Raw genomic sequence first — 15666 nt, forward strand, 5'->3', positions numbered from 1 at the left:
TCGTGTTTCTGCCGATTGGAACGGCGATGTCGAGCGATCGCACCTGGCGCGCAAGCGTCACCCAGCCACCATCGATCGATGTCTCTCCCCCGCAACATGCCCGCGCGTGTTCAACATCGCAGACGGCCCACTGCACCTGCCCACCCGCATCCGTCTAGAATCTGCGCCCCGCATCGTCTTCAGCTGATCCTGCCATGCCCATCTACGGTTTCCAGTGCACCACCTGCGGTCACGCCTTCGACCGCCTGCAGAAGATGGCCGACCCCGATCCGCAGACCTGTCCGGCCTGCGCGGCGGCCACGATCAAGCGCCAGATCACCGCGCCCTCGTTCCGTCTGTCCGGCAGCGGCTGGTACGAGACCGACTTCAAGTCGGCGGGCGAGAAGAAGAAAAACCTCACCGAAAGCAGCAGCGCCGGTGGCGATGCCAAGCCGGCAGCCGCCGCCGAGAGCAAGCCCGCTGCCAAGCCCGCGGCCGACCCCGCCTGAGCCGGACCAGCGCGCCGCAGCCGCTGGCAGGGCAGAAGTCACAGTCCCTGGACCCAGCCGCGCGTGGCGCGCCTGTTCGCTGCTTCAACGCGCCTCGAAGCGTGCCCGGCAACCATCGTTGACCCACACCGTCGCGCGGCGCTCGTCGTACCCCCAGCTGCGGCCCTCTTCGCAGCGGGTGTCGGACAACTGGCGGGTCAGCACCGGACGGCCGTAGCGGCCATCCCAGGCGCAGGTGCGCAGGCGGCGGTCGTCGCTGGCGCAGCTGATGGCGTAATCGTTACGCGGGCGGTCGTCGCGGCCACCGTAGCCGCCATCGCCACGGTCCCAACCGCCGCCGCGCGCTTGCGCAAACTCGCCCCGGCAGCCGTCGTCCACCCAGATCCGGCCCCCGTCCTGGCGCCAGTTGCGGCCTTCCACGCAGGGCGTGTTGGAGAGCTGGCGCACCAGCATGGCGCGGCGCCAACCGGTATCGCAGATCTTCTGGCGCTGGTCATTGCTCTCGCAGCGCACCGTGCCGGCGACCCCGCCGCCGCCGGGGCCACCGTTGCCGCCCCAGCCGCCGCCCCCGCTGCGGCCATCCACAAAGCGCGCGCGGCAGCCGTTGTCCACCCACACGCGGCCGTGGTCGCTGCCCCAATTGCGGCCTTCGATGCAGCGCGTGCCGGAGATGTTTTCGACCAGCACCGCGCGGCCGCGGAACGGCGTATCGCACTCGCGGCGGCGGTTGTCGTTGCTGGAGCAGGTGATGCTGGGGCCGTTCCAGTCGCGGTCCTGCGCTGCAGCAGGAGTGCTGGTGAGCAGGCCGGTCAGGGAGATCAGGCCGAAGCCGGAGAGCAGCAGGGCAGTGCGCAGCATCGTGTCGTCCTTGGTGCGGGAGGGGCGTTGCGCCTATTCAGCCGGGCGGCGACTTAAGCGACCATGAGCGCCTGCGCATTTGCTCCTGTCGCCCGCCGGCCCCAGAATATCCGGCTCTCCGGCGCTGTCCTGTGTCGGGTTTTCAGCGGAGCTTTCGATGCGTACCCACTTCTGCGGCCTGGTCGACGAGACCATGATCGGCCAAACCGTCACTCTCGCCGGCTGGACCGACGTGGCCCGCAACCTGGGCGGCGTGTGCTTCATCGACCTGCGCGACCACGAAGGCATCGTGCAGGTGACGGTGGAACCGGAGAACGCCGAGGTGTTCCCGGTCGCCGCCAGCCTGGGCTACGAAGACGTGCTGCAGGTCGAAGGCGTGGTGCGTGCGCGGCATGCGGTCAACGACAAGCTGCGCAGCGGCAAGGTCGAAGTGATCGCCACGCGTATCAGCATCCTCAACAAGGCCGCGCCGCTGCCGTTCCATGCGCACGAAAATCCGGGCGAAGAAACCCGCCTGAAGTACCGCTACCTGGACCTGCGTCGCCCTGAAATGCAGCGCATGCAGCGCACCCGCATCAAGCTGGTGCAGGCGCTGCGCCGGCATCTGGATGCGCGCGATTTTCAGGACATCGAAACCCCGATCCTGACCAAGGCCACCCCGGAAGGCGCGCGCGACTTCCTGGTGCCGGCGCGCATGCATCCGGGCGAGTTCTACGCCTTGCCGCAGAGCCCGCAGCTGTTCAAGCAGATCCTGATGGTGGCCGGCTTCGACCGCTACTACCAGATCGCGCGCTGCTTCCGCGACGAAGCGCTGCGTGCCGATCGCCAGCTGGAATTCACCCAGCTCGACATGGAATTCGCCTTCGTGCGCGAGCGCGACGTGCAGGATTTTGTCGAAGACATGATCCGCGCCATCTTCAAGGAAGTGGTGGATGTCGAGCTGGCCGCGCAGTTCCCGCGCATGACCTGGGCCGAGGCGATGCGTCGCTACGGCTCGGACAAGCCGGACCTGCGCATCGCGCTGGAATTGGTCGATGTGGCCGAGCTGGTCAAGTCCAGTGAATTCCCGGTATTCACCGCCGCCGCCAACGATGCCGACGGCCGCGTGGCCGCGCTGCGTATCCCCGGCGGTGCAGCGCTGTCGCGCAAGCAGATCGACGAGTACGCCGCGCACGCCGCCAAATACGGCGCCAAGGGCCTGGCCTACATCAAGCTGTCGGAGACCGGCGAAGTCAGCTCGCCGATCGCCAAGTTCTTCAGCGAAGAGGCCTTCGCCGCGCTGCTTGCGCACGTGGGTGCCGGCAATGGCGACATCGTGTTCTTCGGTGCCGGCGGCTACAACACCGTGTCCGATTTCATGGGTGCATTGCGTCTGAAGGCCGGCAAGGACTTCAAGCTGGTCGCCGACACCTGGTCGCCGCTGTGGGTCACCGACTTCCCGATGTTCGAATGGGACGAGGATGCGCAGCGCTACGTCGCCCTGCATCACCCCTTCACCGCGCCGGCCGTGGACGACATCGCCGACCTGCGCGCCAATGCCCGCACGGCGGTGTCGCGCGGTTACGACATGGTGCTCAACGGCAATGAAATCGGCGGTGGCTCGATCCGTATCCACCGCCCCGACATGCAGAGCGCGGTGTTCGAGCTGCTCGGCATCGGCGCCGAGGAAGCGCGTGCCAAGTTTGGCTTCCTGCTGGATGCGCTGAACTACGGCGCACCGCCGCACGGCGGCATCGCCTTCGGCATCGACCGCATCGCTGCATTGATGGCCGGCACCGAATCGATCCGCGACGTGATCCCGTTCCCCAAGACCACTGGCGCGCAGGATCTGATGACCGACGCCCCGTCGCCGATCCCGGCCGAGCAACTGGCCGAAGTGCACGTGCAGGTGCGGCCCAAGCAGGTCTGACACGCGCTATCAGATGGCCATGCCGTGTGCGTGGTCATTTGTACAAGGCGCCCAGCGCAGCCAGCGCTGCGCGCTTTGGTGGAACCGTCAGCGCCGGGGCTGGGTGTTGCGCACGGGGCACGGCCGTCCAACCGCCGCCGATCACCGGCGGCAGTGCGTCCTGCAGGTCCGTCCCAAGCGCGCCTGAGCTCCGCAAGTAGATAGCCATCCCTCGCAGTGTTTATCTTTCCTGCGCGGTGCCATGCGGAGCCGGTCGTGCGCGCTTGGTTGAACCCGTCAGCGCCCATGCCGAATCCTGCACACGCGGAATCCACGCATCGCAGATGCTTTCCCGATTCCCGATTCCCGATTCCCGATTCCCGATTCCCGATTCCCAATCCCCAATCCCCAATCCCCAATCCCCAATCCCCAATCCCGCTTGCGGTAGCGCATCTGCATGCGAGAAGCTGCCAGATCAACCAGGCACGAGAGGCCCCGCATGACCCGCATCCGCCGCGCCACACCGGACGATGCCGAAGCGTTATCACTGCTGGCCGCACAGACCTTTACCGAAACCTTCGGGCATCTGTATCCGGAAGAAGACTTGCGCGGTTTTCTCGAAGAGACCTATGCGGTCGAGCGCGCACGCATCGTGCTGGCGCATCCGGACTACGCGATCTGGCTGCTGGAGATGGACAACCTGCTGGTCGGCCACGCCGCCGCCGGCCCGTGCGGGCTGCCGCACGAAGACGTGCGTCCCGGCGATGGAGAGCTCAAGCGGCTGTATCTGTTGAAGGACTACCAGAATAGTGGCTGGGGCAGCCGCCTGTTCGAAACCACGCTGGAATGGCTGGAACGCAACGGCCCACGCACGCTGTGGATCGGCGTGTGGTCGGAGAATTTCGGCGCACAACGTTTCTACGCCCGCTACGGATTCGAGAAAGTCGGCGAGTACGACTTTCCGGTCGGCAAGATTGTCGATCGCGAGCACATCCTGCGCCGCAAGCCGATCGTCGCGGCCGACTGAGCGCATGCAGGCGCCGTCCGCAGCGGCTCGGCCATCGCGCGCCACGTCCTGGAAACCGTTCTGATGCCTAGCAGCTTCTCGGCATTTTCAGCTGCATCCAGACGCACCCCGCGCACGGCACCGACCACCGCAACCGCCGACGTACTGCTGGTGCACGGCATCTGGAATACCGCGCACTGGCTGCTGCCGCTCGCGCGTCGATTGCGTGCAGAGGGCCTGGCGCCGGCGCTGTTCGGCTACGCCAGCGTGCTTGGCGGTCCCGGGCAGGCGGTGCCGCGGCTGATCGAACGCCTGCAGACGACCGGCGCGCAATTGCTGGTCTGTCACAGCCTGGGCGGGCTGATGGCGTTGCAGGCTCTGCGCGCCGCGCCCGAGCTGCCGGTGCGCCGCGTGGTCTGCCTGGGCTCGCCGTTGTGCGGCAGCGCCGCCGCGCGCGGCCTGGCCCAACGTGGCGGGCTGTGGGCGTTGGGGCGGAGTGCGGGCTTGCTGCAGCAGGGGTTTGTGCAATGGGAGGGCGAGGCCGAGATCGGTCAGGTCGCCGGCAATGTCGCGCGTGGGGTCGGGCGCTGGCTGGCGCCGCTGGACGGCGGCTCGGACGGCACCGTGGCGCTGGCCGAAACCCGCCTGCCCGGGCTGCGCGACCATTGCGTGGTGCCGGCCAGCCATAGCGGCCTGTTGCGCTCACCCGAGGCCGCGCAGCAGGCGCTGAGCTTCCTGCGGACCGGCCGATTTCGCCACTGAGTCCGCCACTGAACGCTGCCGCCCCGGTGCGGGCGAGCAATCAGGTAAAATCCGCGCCCTGTCATCCAAGCCAGTCTGGAACCACCCATGGGTAGAGGCCCCTCGATCGAAGGCCGCAAGAACGCCTCCGACGCCAAACGCGGCAAGATGTTCACCAAGATCATCCGCGAGATCAGCGTGGCTGCACGCGGCGGTGGCGGTGATCCGGCCAACAACCCGCGCCTGCGCGTGGCGGTGGACAAGGGCCTGTCGTCGAACATGTCCAAGGACGTGATCGAACGCGCCATCAAGAAAGCCACCGGCGAGCTGGAAGGCGTGGAATACGAAGAAGTGCGCTACGAGGGCTATGCCCCCGGCGGCGTTGCAGTGATCGTGGACTGTCTCACCGACAACCGCGTACGTGCGGTGGCCGACGTGCGCCATGCCTTCAGCAAGTGCGGCGGCAACATGGGCACCGACGGCTCGGTGGCCTTCATGTTCAAGCGCCTGGGCGTGCTGAGCTTTGCCGCCGGCACCGACGAAGACACCCTCACCGACGCGGCGATCGAAGCCGGCGCCGACGATGTGGTGGTCTATCCGGAAGACGGCGCCATCGACGTGCTGACCGCCCCGGACGCCTTCGCCCAGGTCAAGCAGGCGCTGACCGCCGCCGGCCTGGAGCCGGCGCACGCCGAAATCACCTTCCGCGCCGAAAACGACATCGCCGTGGACGGCGACACCGCCGTGCAGGTCCGCAAGCTGCTCGACATGCTCGAAGACCTGGACGATGTCCAGGACGTCTATTCGAACGTCGATCAAGCGGCGCTTGGCGCGTAAGCGCCGGGAATTGGGAATGGAGAATCGGGAATCGAAACAGCCGCATCCTGCACTGCTCGGCAGCGTCGAGCACGCCAGGAGGTCGCGTCACCCATTCCCGATTCCCGACTCCCAATTCCCGGCCGCTCGATGACCCGCATCCTCGGCATCGATCCCGGCTCCCAGCGCACCGGGCTCGGCATCATCGACGTTGATGAGAGCGGTCGCAGCCGGCATGTCTATCATGCGCCGCTGGTGCTGCTGGGCGAGGGCGACTTCGCGCAGCGGCTCAAGCGCCTGCTGCACGGGCTGGGCGAGGTGATCGAGACCTACCGGCCACAGGAAGTGGCGATCGAGAAGGTGTTCATGGGCAAGAGCGCCGATTCCGCGCTCAAGCTCGGCCACGCGCGCGGCGCGGCGATCTGCGCGGTGGTGCTGCGCGATCTGCCGGTGCACGAGTACGCTGCCACCGAGATCAAGCTGGCGCTGGTCGGCAAGGGCGGGGCGGACAAGGTGCAGGTCCAGCACATGGTCGGCATCATGCTCAACCTGAAAGGCAAGCTGCAGGCCGACGCCGCCGACGCACTGGCGGTCGCCATCACTCACGCCCACGTGCGCGCCACCGCGCAGCGCCTGGGCGTCAATACCCAACAGGCCTGGAGCCGCAAGAAATGAGAATCGGGATTCGGGAGTCGGGAATCGGGAATTGCAAACGCAGAGTCCACAGCAGCGCGCGCTGTTGCGATTCCCCATTCCCGATTCCCCATTCTCGGCACCGCCAAGGCGGTGCCCAATGATCGGCCGCCTGCGCGGGCTGCTGGCCTACAAGCAGCCGCCGTGGCTGGTGATCGATGTCGGTGGGGTGGGGTATGAGCTGGAGGCGCCGATGAGCACCTTCTACGACCTGCCCGATGTCGGCCGCGACGTGATCCTGTTCACCCACTATGCGCAGAAGGAAGACAGCGTGTCGCTGTACGGATTCCTGCGCGAAGGCGAGCGCAGGCTGTTCCGCGACGTGCAGAAGGTCACCGGCATCGGCGCCAAGATCGCGCTGGCGGTGCTGTCCGGGGTCAGCGTGGACGAGTTCGCCCGTCTGATCACCAGCGGCGACATCACCGCGCTGACCCGCATCCCGGGCATCGGCAAGAAGACCGCCGAGCGTATGGTGGTGGAGCTGCGCGACCGCGCCGCCGACTTCAGCAGTGGCGCGCCGATCACCGGCCAGCTCGGCCCGGATGCGGTGTCCGAGGCCACGGTGGCCTTGCAGCAACTGGGTTACAAGCCGGCCGAGGCCGCACGCATGGCACGCGAGGCCGGGGCAGAAGGCGACGAAGTCGCCACGGTCATTCGCAAGGCCCTCCAGGCCGCGCTGCGTTAAGGGCGACTGGCAAAACGGCTGCGCGCCCGCCTGGCGGGCGCGGCCGGCGCTCGGAATCGGCAGGGACCACTCGTACACTGCGGCTCCCTGCGCGCCGCCCGCACCCAGCCGACCACCGCTCGCTACGTTTTTAGTCACTCAACGCCGCGCCGTCTTCCCCTCCTTCACGCCACTTGGCGATACCCTGCCCACTTCATGTCCCAGACCCCCACTTCCGCAGCTGGCCACGGCCATGCGCCTGCCAATAGCCATATGGCCTTGGTCATCGGCGCCATTGGCGTCGTCTTCGGCGATATCGGTACCAGTCCGCTGTACACCCTCAAGGAGGCGTTCTCGCCGCACTACGGGCTGACCAGCGACCACGACACCGTGCTGGGCGTGCTGTCGCTGGCGTTCTGGGCGCTGATGGTCACGGTGACGCTCAAGTACGTCACCATCATCATGCGCGCCGACAACGAGGGCGAGGGCGGCATCATGGCCTTGATGGCGCTGACCCAGCGCACCCTGCGCAGCGGGTCGCGCTCGGCGTATGTGGTCGGCATCCTCGGCATCTTCGGCGCCTCGCTGTTCTTTGGCGATGGCGTGATCACCCCGGCCATCTCGGTGATGGGCGCGGTCGAAGGCCTGGAAATCGCCGCGCCCAGCCTGCATCCCTTCATCGTGCCGATCACCGTGATCGTGCTGCTGGTGGTGTTCATGGTGCAGCGCTTCGGCACCGAAAAGGTCGGCAAGGTGTTCGGCCCGATCACTTGCCTGTGGTTCCTGTCGCTGGGGGCAATCGGCGCCTGGAACATCGTCGACGCGCCGGAAGTGATGAAGGCCTTCAACCCCTGGTGGGCGATCCGCTTCTTCATGGAGCACGGCTGGCACGGGGTGTTCATCCTCGGCGCGGTGGTGCTGGCGGTGACCGGCGGCGAGGCGCTGTATGCGGACATGGGCCACTTCGGCGCCAAGCCGATCCGCCATGGCTGGTATTTCTTCGTGTTGCCGATGCTGCTGCTCAACTACCTGGGGCAGGGCGCGCTGGTGCTCAATCACCCTTCCGCACTGAAGAACCCGTTCTTCGAAGCGGTGCCGGGCTGGGCGCTGTATCCGATGATCATCCTGGCCACGCTGGCGGCCGTGATCGCGTCGCAGGCGGTCATCACCGGCGCCTATTCGGTGGCCCGCCAGGCGATGCAGCTGGGCTACATCCCGCGCATGCTGATCAAGCACACCTCGCGCACCACCATCGGCCAGATCTACGTGCCCGGCATCAACTGGCTGTTGATGGTGATGGTGATCGCGCTGGTGCTGATCTTCCGCAGCTCCACCAATCTGGCGGTGGCCTACGGCATCTCGGTGTCGATGACCATGTTGATCGATACCCTGCTGCTGGCGCTGGTGGCGCGTTCGCTATGGCCGCGCTGGCGCAACTGGGTGCTGCCGCTGTGCGTGGTGTTCTTCTTCATCGAGCTGGCCTTCGTCATCGCCAACGGCGCCAAGCTGTTGCAGGGCGCCTGGTTCCCGCTGGCGCTGGGCATCGTGGTGTTCACCCTGATGCGCACCTGGCGCCGCGGCCGCGCGCTGCTGCGCGAGGAAATCCGCAAGGACGGCATCCGCATCGACAGCTTCCTGCCGGGCCTGATGCTGGCCCCGCCGGCGCGCGTGCCGGGCATGGCGGTGTTCCTCACCGCCGACCCGATGGTGGTGCCGCATGCGCTGATGCACAACCTCAAGCACAACAAGGTGCTGCACGAGCGCAACATCTTCCTCAACGTCGACACCTTGCCGATCCCGTACGCGCCGGCGGACAAGCGCCTGCAGATCGAATCGATCGGCGACGAGTTCTACCGCGTCTACGTGCGCTTCGGCTTCATGGAAACGCCGGACGTGCCGCTGGCACTGATGCGTTCCTGCGACCAGGGCGGCATCCATTTCGACCCGATGGACACCACCTTCTTCGCCAGCCGCGAGACCATCGTGGCCAGCGCCAACCGCGGCATGCCGATCTGGCGCGACAAGCTGTTTGCGCTGATGCATCGCAATGCCGCCCCGGCCACCGGCTTCTTCCGCATCCCCGGCAACCGCCTGGTCGAGCTGGGCGCGCAAGTGGAGATCTAAGGCCGCGACAGCGTCGCGGCCTTGGGAATCGGGAGACGGGAATGGGGAATAGGAAAAGCAACGGCCTGCGCCGGCCCGAGATACTCGGCGGCGGCTGAAAAGGGCACCAGCGGTGCCGGTAACCGCTACTATTGTCCGCTCGATTCCCCATTCTCGATTCCCCATTCCCGGCTTTTCAATGGACCGCATCATCGCCAGCAGTGCCACCCGCGAAGACGATGCCGCCGATGCGAGCATCCGGCCCAAGCGCCTGGCCGATTATCTGGGCCAGCAGCCGGTGCGCGAGCAGATGGAGATCTACATCGAAGCGGCCAAGGCGCGCGGCGAGGCGATGGATCACGTGCTCATCTTCGGCCCGCCCGGTCTGGGCAAGACCACGCTCAGTCATGTCATCGCCAACGAGCTGGGCGTGAATTTGCGCTCGACCTCCGGCCCGGTGATCGAGAAGGCCGGCGATCTGGCCGCGCTGCTGACCAACCTGCAGCCGCACGATGTGCTGTTCATCGACGAGATCCATCGCCTCTCGCCGGTGGTGGAGGAAGTGCTGTATCCGGCGATGGAGGATTTCCAGATCGACATCATGATCGGCGACGGCCCGGCCGCGCGCTCGATCAAGATCGACCTGCCGCCGTTCACCCTGATCGGTGCCACCACCCGTGCCGGCCTGCTGACCGCGCCGCTGCGCGACCGCTTCGGCATCGTGCAGCGGCTGGAGTTCTATTCGCCGCAGGAACTGACCCGCATCGTGATCCGCTCCGCGGCAATCCTGGGCATCGACTGCACGCCCGAAGGCGCGGCCGAGATCGCCCGCCGCGCGCGCGGCACCCCGCGTATCGCCAACCGGCTGTTGCGGCGGGTGCGCGACTTTGCCCAGGTCAAGGCGGCAGGGCATATCGACCTGCCGGTGGCGCAGGCGGCGATGCAGATGCTCAAGGTCGACCCGGAAGGCTTCGACGAGCTCGACCGTCGCATGCTGCGCACCATCGTTGATCATTTCGACGGCGGCCCGGTCGGGGTGGAGTCGCTGGCCGCTTCGCTGTCGGAAGAGCGCGGTACGCTGGAAGACGTGATCGAGCCCTACCTGATCCAGCAGGGCTTTTTGATCCGCACCGCGCGCGGCCGCATGGTCACCACCAAGGCCTATCTGCACCTGGGCCTGAAGCCGCCGCGCGACCGCTCACCGGGCATCGGCGAGCCGGGAGAGCTGTTCTGATGACGCTCCGTTCGTCGCTCGCCCGGGCGGTCTCGATCAATCAGCCGTGCCCATGACCGCCGATTCCCGACCCCCGATTCCCCAATTCCCGCCTGTATTCAGTTGGCCGACACGCGTGTACTGGGAAGATACCGACGCCGGGGGCGTGGTCTACCACGCGCGCTACGTTGCTTTCATGGAACGGGCGCGCACGGAGTGGATGCGCGCGCTCGGTTACGGGCAGGAGCGCATGCGCCAGCAGCATGAGCTGGTGTTCGCGGTCCGCTCGATGCAACTGGATTTCCTCAAGCCGGCCCGGCTCGACGACGCGCTGTCAGTGTCGGCGGTACTGCTGCGATGCAAACGGGCCAGCCTGCTGTTTGCGCAGTCGGTACGTCGCGAGGGCGAAGTGCTGCTGACCGCCGAGGTGCGCATTGCCGCACTCGGCACCAGCGACTTTCGCCCGCGCGGGATGGACGATGCGCTGTATGACGTGTTGAAAGCTCTAGAAACCCCAGAATCCGATTACTGAGGAACAAACGGATGTCGATTGCATTGCTCCTGGCCCTGCAGGACACGGTAGTGGAAGCACTACCGCAGGACGTTGCCGCCGCTGCGGCACAGACCGCCAGCGTGGCGCACAACAGCAGCATCAACTATGTCGATCTGATCCTGCGGGCGAGTATCCCGGTCAAGATCATCGTGTTGCTGCTGCTGATCGGCTCGTTCATCAGCTGGGTGATCATTTTCCGCAAGGCGCGCGCCTTCAAGCAGGCCAATCGCGAGGCGGACGAGTTCGAAAACCGCTTCTGGTCTGGCGCCGATCTGGCCAAGCTCTACGCGTCGGCCACCGACCGTAACCGCACCGTCGGCGGTCTGGAGTCGATGTTCGAGAGCGGCTTCCGCGAGTTCTCGCGGTTGCGCGACCGTCGCCGGCTGGACGGGCGGGTGCAACTGGAAGGCGCGCAGCGCGCCATGCGCACCGCCTTCACCCGCGAAGTCGACCAGCTCGAGCGCAATCTCGAATTGCTGGCCAACATCGGTTCCACCGCGCCGTACGTCGGCCTGGTGGGCACCGTGTTCGGCATCATGGTGACCATGCACGACATGGTCAGCAGCGGCGAGCAGGCCGGTATCGCTGCGGTCGCACCGGGTATTTCCGAAGCGCTGTTCGCCACCGCCATCGGCCTGTTCGTGGCGATTCCCGCGGTGTGGGCCTACAACCGCTTCACCACCCGCGTGGAACGGCTGTCGGTGCGCTACGAGACCTTCGCCGATGAGTTCAGCTCGATCCTGCAGCGCCAGGCCGGCGCGGACGAGTAATGCGCGTGCTCTGCGACAGCCGGCAGCCAAGCGAATGCCCCGTCACGGCACGCACATCCCGGTGCGTGGACGTGGCAGGTGCGGCGTTCGCACACGCGCGTCTGGCGCGGCGCAGGGATTGGACAGGCAAGCCCCTCGCAACAGCTCGCACACGCATGTGCGATGGATTGGATGGGCGAGTCCCTCGCAAGAGCCCGCACATCCATGTGCGGGGGATCAATAGGAACGTTCCGCGATGATTTCCGGTATTTCCCGCCGTAAGAAGCGCAAACTCAAATCCGACATCAACGTCGTGCCGTATATCGACGTGATGCTGGTGCTGCTGATCATCTTCATGGTGACCGCACCGCTGCTGACCCTGAGCACCGACGTCAACCTGCCCAGCTCGCGCGCCAAGGCGCTGGAGAGCAAGCAGGATCCGGTCGTGGTGGTGGTTGCCGCCGACGGCCAGCTCGCACTGCAGCTGCCCAAGGGCAAGCCGCAGGCGATGGACGTGGCGGCGCTGCAGGCGCAACTTGCCGCCATCGTCGCGCAGGACAAGGACGCGCGCGTGGTCGTGGCCGGCGATCGTGCCGCGCCGTATCAAAAGATCATGGACGCCATCGACGTGCTCAAGCAGGCCAAGGTCGAGAAGGTCGGCCTGATCTCCGACTCCGGCGGCACTGCAGGCAGCGATGCACGCTGACGCACTCCCCACTCAGACGGCGCGCGAGGATGGCTGGATGCGGCCAGTCGTGCTGGCCCTGGTCGTGCACGTGCTGGTCGCGCTGGTGTTCATCGCCGGCTGGCTGTGGTCGCCCGAACGCTCGGTCGAGCCGGCCGCTGGCGACCCCAGCATGGAAGCCTCGCTGGACGTGTCCGCCGCCGAAGCGCGCGTTGCGCGCCAGGCGCTGAAGGCCACGCCGGTGGAGGCACCGCCACCGCCGGCACCGCTGCCCGAACCGGCACCGGAAGACACCGTGCCGCCGCCGCAGCCGATTCCCGAACCGCGTCCACAGGATGCGCCCACGCCGCAACAGGCGCAGGCGCAGGAACGTGTCGCGCAGCCGGACAAGGTCGACCAGGACCGCGTCGACGCGCTGGCGCTGTCGGCAGAAAAGGCCAAGCAGGAACAGGAGGCCAAGCGCCGTCAGGAGCAGATCGACCTGACCGAGCGCAAACGCCAGGAAGAGGCCGAGCAGAAACTGCGCCTGGCCAAGCAGCAGGAAGAAGCCGACGCCAAGAAGAAGCAGGCCGCAGCGCAGCAGGCTGCCGCCGATGCCGAACGCGAAAAGAAGATCGCAGACATCCGCCGCCAGCGCGAACAGGCCACCAAGGAAGCCGCGCTGGCCGAGCAGAAACTGCGCCAGGTCGCCGCGGCGCGTGCGCAGCAGGCCTCGTCGGCTGCCGCCGCCACCGCGCAGCCGACCGCAGGGCAGGGCGGTACCAACACCGATCTGTCGGCCAAGTACGCCGCGGCGATCCAGCAGAAGGTGCTGGCGCAGTGGGTGCGTCCGCCATCGGTGCCGCCGGGCCAGAAATGCAGCATCAACATCCGCCAGTTGCCGGGTGGCACCGTGATGGAGGCCAAGGTGGCGCCGGGTTGCCCCTACGACGAGGCCGGCCAGCGCTCGATCGAAGCCGCAGTGCTGAGTGCGCAGCCATTGCCGTACCGTGGCTTCGAGTCGGTGTTCCAGCGCAACCTGACATTTGTGTTCACCCCGCAGGACTAAGCCCCTGATCGGGCGCGCGGCCGCATGACCTGCGCTGCGCCTCGGTCCGGATGTAGATTTGCGGGGTGTGGCCGGCTGCCTGGCGTAGTTCTGCCGGGTAGGTGGTGCTGCACCACCGCACGCCCGCTCGCCGGTTTGGCCGATGGAACGCCCGATGGTTGACCACTCGCTCCACTTTCACGCTGTCTCGTTCACGATTGCGAGTATGTTCACTCGCTGATTGGTATCCCTTGCACACTTTTCCTGCCCGATCCGAGCCGTCCATGAAAAAACCGCTGCGTTGGCTAGCTGCCTTGACCGCCCTGTTGTTGCCGCTGAGCGCACTCGCGCAACAGCAAGGGCTCACCATCGATATCGTCGGCGGTAGCGCTTCGGCGACGCCGATCACCGTCGTGCCTATGCCCTACCAGGGTTCCGGCACTGCGCCGCAAACCGATGTGTCTGCCGTCGTCGGCGCCGACCTGGACCGTTCCGGCCAGTTCCGCACGTTGCCGGTTGCGCAGATCGTCGAGAAGCCGACCCGCGGCACCGAGGTGCAGTTCCAGACCTGGCGTACGCTCAAGCAGAACTACATCGTGGTCGGCCGCGTCATGGATGCCGGCGAAGGCGCCTACCGCGTCGAGTACGAACTGTTCGACGTGGCCAAGGGCGAGCGCCTGCTCGGCCTGGCGATGACCGCACGTGCCAATGCGATGCGCGATGTCTCGCACCAGATGGCCGACGCGATCTACGAAAAGATCACCGGCGTGCGTGGCGCGTTCTGGACCCGGATTGCCTATGTGACCGCCAGCGGCAAGGGCGGCGCGATGCGCTATGCGCTGATGGTGGCCGACTCGGACGGCTACAACCCGCAGACCATCGTGCGCTCGGCCGAGCCGCTGCTGTCGCCGAACTGGAGCCCGGACGGCAAGAAGCTGGCCTATGTGAGCTTCGAGCGCGGCAATTCCTCGATCTATCTGCAGGACATCGCCACCGGCGCGCGTGAGCTGGTGTCCAGCTTCCGCGGCATCAATGGTGCGCCGTCGTTCTCGCCGGACGGCCGCCGCCTGGCGCTGGCACTGTCGCGCAGCGGCAACCCGGAGATCTACGTCATGGACCTGGGCAGCAAGCAGTTGACCCAGTTGACCAATCACTTCGGCATCGACACCGAGCCGACCTGGGCGCCGGACGGCGGCAGCATCTACTTCACCTCCGATCGCGGCGGTCGTCCGCAGATCTACCAGGTGGCCGCAAGCGGCGGCAGCGCCAACCGCGTGACCTTCCAGGGCAACTACAACGCCACCGCCAGCGTCTCGTTCGACGGCAAGAAGGTCGCCGTGGCACAGGGCAGCGGCAATAGCTACCGCATCGCCATGATGGACCGCAGCCTGGGTTCGCCGAGCTGGAGCACGCTCTCGCCGGGTTCGCTGGACGAGTCGCCGAGCTTCGCGCCGAATGCCAGCATGGTGCTGTACGCCGCACGTGAGGGTGGTCGCGGCGTGCTCTACGCCGTCTCCTCCGACGCTCGCGTCCGCCAGCGTCTGGTCCTGGCCGATGGAGATGTGAGAGAACCTGCATGGGGGCCTTACCGAACCGCGCATTAATGTTAATATTTCGCTGCGTTAAACCACTCATTGGCCCAGAGCCTCCATAGGTATCCCATGAACAAGTCCACCCGCGTCTTGCTTGTCTCCCTGTTGTCCGTTGCCGTGCTGGCCGGTTGTTCGAAGAAGGTGAAGGAAACTCCGCCTCCTGCGACTGACACCACCGCTGGTTCCTCCGCTCCCACCGGCCCGTCCACCTCTGGCCTGTACGGCCCGGGCGACCTGGATACCGATGCCTGCCTGCGCCAGCGCGTTGTCTACTTCGATCTGGATCAGGACTCCCTGAAGCCGGAATTCCAGGCCATCATGGCGTGCCACGCCAAGTACCTGCGTGACCGTCCTTCCTCGCGCATCACCCTGCAGGGCAATGCTGACGAGCGCGGTTCGCGTGAGTACAACATGGGTCTGGGCGAGCGTCGCGGCAATGCCGTGTCGTCGTCGCTGCAGGCTGCCGGCGGTTCCGCCAGCCAGCTGACCGTCGTCAGCTACGGCGAAGAGCGTCCGGTCTGCACCGAAACCAGCGAAAGCTGCTGGTCGCAGAACCGTCGCGTCGAAATCGTGTACACGGCTCAGTAAGA

General features: G+C 66.5%; 16 protein-coding genes and 1 other RNA gene. 16 read left to right on the forward strand and 1 reads right to left on the reverse strand.

Features of this window, described 5'->3' with window-relative positions:
- The first annotated feature begins 194 nt into the window (after positions 1-194).
- On the forward strand, positions 195-488 hold the full coding sequence (locus tag XARJCFBP2528_RS12850; RefSeq protein ID WP_016904137.1) for an FmdB family zinc ribbon protein: 294 nt from the start codon (positions 195-197) through the stop codon (positions 486-488).
- A gap of 84 nt (positions 489-572) precedes the next feature.
- On the opposite strand, the gene XARJCFBP2528_RS12855 is transcribed toward XARJCFBP2528_RS12850, so the two are convergent.
- The gene (locus tag XARJCFBP2528_RS12855; protein WP_016904138.1) at positions 573-1346 is read right to left on the reverse strand and encodes a DUF3011 domain-containing protein; all 774 of its coding nucleotides are present in this window, start codon (positions 1344-1346) and stop codon (positions 573-575) included.
- 157 nt (positions 1347-1503) lie between these two features.
- On the opposite strand from XARJCFBP2528_RS12855, the gene aspS reads away from it, so the two are divergent.
- The 15 genes from aspS (at position 1504) to pal (ending at position 15664) form a co-directional block, all read left to right on the forward strand.
- Positions 1504-3255 (forward strand): aspartate--tRNA ligase, encoded by a 1752-nt coding sequence (aspS, locus tag XARJCFBP2528_RS12860; protein WP_016904139.1) that lies wholly within the window; start codon positions 1504-1506, stop codon positions 3253-3255.
- Between the two features lie 478 nt (positions 3256-3733).
- Positions 3734-4261 carry a GNAT family N-acetyltransferase gene (locus XARJCFBP2528_RS12865; RefSeq protein ID WP_016904140.1) on the forward strand — a complete coding sequence of 176 codons (528 nt, stop codon included), beginning with the start codon at positions 3734-3736 and terminating at the stop codon, positions 4259-4261.
- 63 nt (positions 4262-4324) lie between these two features.
- A complete protein-coding gene (locus tag XARJCFBP2528_RS12870; RefSeq protein WP_047124771.1) occupies positions 4325-5002 on the forward strand; it encodes an esterase/lipase family protein in 678 nt (225 codons plus the stop codon).
- A gap of 87 nt (positions 5003-5089) precedes the next feature.
- Positions 5090-5818, forward strand: coding sequence for a YebC/PmpR family DNA-binding transcriptional regulator (locus tag XARJCFBP2528_RS12875; RefSeq protein WP_016904119.1), 729 nt, complete (start codon positions 5090-5092; stop codon positions 5816-5818).
- Between the two features lie 129 nt (positions 5819-5947).
- Positions 5948-6472 carry a crossover junction endodeoxyribonuclease RuvC gene (ruvC, locus tag XARJCFBP2528_RS12880; protein ID WP_016904120.1) on the forward strand — a complete coding sequence of 175 codons (525 nt, stop codon included), beginning with the start codon at positions 5948-5950 and terminating at the stop codon, positions 6470-6472.
- 118 nt (positions 6473-6590) lie between these two features.
- Positions 6591-7175, forward strand: a complete 585-nt coding sequence (ruvA, locus tag XARJCFBP2528_RS12885) for a Holliday junction branch migration protein RuvA (protein ID WP_016904121.1) — start codon at positions 6591-6593, stop codon at positions 7173-7175.
- Positions 7176-7236: 61 nt separating this feature from the next.
- Positions 7237-7311: non-coding RNA, sX9 sRNA (locus XARJCFBP2528_RS22560), on the forward strand.
- Positions 7312-7370: 59 nt separating this feature from the next.
- Entirely contained in the window at positions 7371-9278 is a 1908-nt protein-coding gene (locus tag XARJCFBP2528_RS12890; RefSeq protein WP_026064726.1) for a potassium transporter Kup, read from the forward strand.
- Positions 9279-9456: 178 nt separating this feature from the next.
- On the forward strand, positions 9457-10491 hold the full coding sequence (gene ruvB, locus XARJCFBP2528_RS12895) for a Holliday junction branch migration DNA helicase RuvB (protein WP_016904123.1): 1035 nt from the start codon (positions 9457-9459) through the stop codon (positions 10489-10491).
- Positions 10492-10543: 52 nt separating this feature from the next.
- The gene (gene ybgC / locus XARJCFBP2528_RS12900; protein ID WP_026064727.1) at positions 10544-11002 is read left to right on the forward strand and encodes a tol-pal system-associated acyl-CoA thioesterase; all 459 of its coding nucleotides are present in this window, start codon (positions 10544-10546) and stop codon (positions 11000-11002) included.
- Between the two features lie 11 nt (positions 11003-11013).
- Positions 11014-11793: a protein TolQ gene (gene tolQ, locus XARJCFBP2528_RS12905; protein ID WP_016904125.1), complete on the forward strand. Its 780-nt coding sequence runs from the start codon at positions 11014-11016 to the stop codon at positions 11791-11793.
- A 235-nt stretch (positions 11794-12028) separates the two neighbouring features.
- On the forward strand, positions 12029-12478 hold the full coding sequence (gene tolR, locus XARJCFBP2528_RS12910; protein ID WP_016904126.1) for a protein TolR: 450 nt from the start codon (positions 12029-12031) through the stop codon (positions 12476-12478).
- Positions 12468-13505: a cell envelope integrity protein TolA gene (gene tolA / locus XARJCFBP2528_RS12915; RefSeq protein ID WP_026064728.1), complete on the forward strand. Its 1038-nt coding sequence runs from the start codon at positions 12468-12470 to the stop codon at positions 13503-13505. Before tolR ends, tolA begins: the two co-directional genes overlap by 11 nt.
- Positions 13506-13768: 263 nt before the next feature.
- Positions 13769-15088: a Tol-Pal system beta propeller repeat protein TolB gene (tolB, locus tag XARJCFBP2528_RS12920; protein ID WP_026064729.1), complete on the forward strand. Its 1320-nt coding sequence runs from the start codon at positions 13769-13771 to the stop codon at positions 15086-15088.
- A gap of 57 nt (positions 15089-15145) precedes the next feature.
- Positions 15146-15664, forward strand: coding sequence for a peptidoglycan-associated lipoprotein Pal (pal, locus tag XARJCFBP2528_RS12925; RefSeq protein WP_047124772.1), 519 nt, complete (start codon positions 15146-15148; stop codon positions 15662-15664).
- The last annotated feature ends 2 nt before the right edge of the window (positions 15665-15666 follow it).

It is taken from the genome of Xanthomonas arboricola pv. juglandis (assembly GCF_001013475.1).
In the GTDB taxonomy this organism is placed as follows: domain Bacteria; phylum Pseudomonadota; class Gammaproteobacteria; order Xanthomonadales; family Xanthomonadaceae; genus Xanthomonas; species Xanthomonas arboricola.

Bases quoted from the DNA above. Each gene is read 5' to 3' on its own strand.
- XARJCFBP2528_RS12850 (WP_016904137.1), top strand. From the start codon at position 195: ATGCCCATCTACGGTTTCCAGTGCACCACCTGCGGTCACGCCTTCGAC.
- XARJCFBP2528_RS12855 (WP_016904138.1), bottom strand. From the start codon at position 1,346: ATGCTGCGCACTGCCCTGCTGCTCTCCGGCTTCGGCCTGATCTCCCTG.
- aspS (WP_016904139.1), top strand. From the start codon at position 1,504: ATGCGTACCCACTTCTGCGGCCTGGTCGACGAGACCATGATCGGCCAA.
- XARJCFBP2528_RS12865 (WP_016904140.1), top strand. From the start codon at position 3,734: ATGACCCGCATCCGCCGCGCCACACCGGACGATGCCGAAGCGTTATCA.
- XARJCFBP2528_RS12870 (WP_047124771.1), top strand. From the start codon at position 4,325: ATGCCTAGCAGCTTCTCGGCATTTTCAGCTGCATCCAGACGCACCCCG.
- XARJCFBP2528_RS12875 (WP_016904119.1), top strand. From the start codon at position 5,090: ATGGGTAGAGGCCCCTCGATCGAAGGCCGCAAGAACGCCTCCGACGCC.
- ruvC (WP_016904120.1), top strand. From the start codon at position 5,948: ATGACCCGCATCCTCGGCATCGATCCCGGCTCCCAGCGCACCGGGCTC.
- ruvA (WP_016904121.1), top strand. From the start codon at position 6,591: ATGATCGGCCGCCTGCGCGGGCTGCTGGCCTACAAGCAGCCGCCGTGG.
- XARJCFBP2528_RS12890 (WP_026064726.1), top strand. From the start codon at position 7,371: ATGTCCCAGACCCCCACTTCCGCAGCTGGCCACGGCCATGCGCCTGCC.
- ruvB (WP_016904123.1), top strand. From the start codon at position 9,457: ATGGACCGCATCATCGCCAGCAGTGCCACCCGCGAAGACGATGCCGCC.
- ybgC (WP_026064727.1), top strand. From the start codon at position 10,544: ATGACCGCCGATTCCCGACCCCCGATTCCCCAATTCCCGCCTGTATTC.
- tolQ (WP_016904125.1), top strand. From the start codon at position 11,014: ATGTCGATTGCATTGCTCCTGGCCCTGCAGGACACGGTAGTGGAAGCA.
- tolR (WP_016904126.1), top strand. From the start codon at position 12,029: ATGATTTCCGGTATTTCCCGCCGTAAGAAGCGCAAACTCAAATCCGAC.
- tolA (WP_026064728.1), top strand. From the start codon at position 12,468: ATGCACGCTGACGCACTCCCCACTCAGACGGCGCGCGAGGATGGCTGG.
- tolB (WP_026064729.1), top strand. From the start codon at position 13,769: ATGAAAAAACCGCTGCGTTGGCTAGCTGCCTTGACCGCCCTGTTGTTG.
- pal (WP_047124772.1), top strand. From the start codon at position 15,146: ATGAACAAGTCCACCCGCGTCTTGCTTGTCTCCCTGTTGTCCGTTGCC.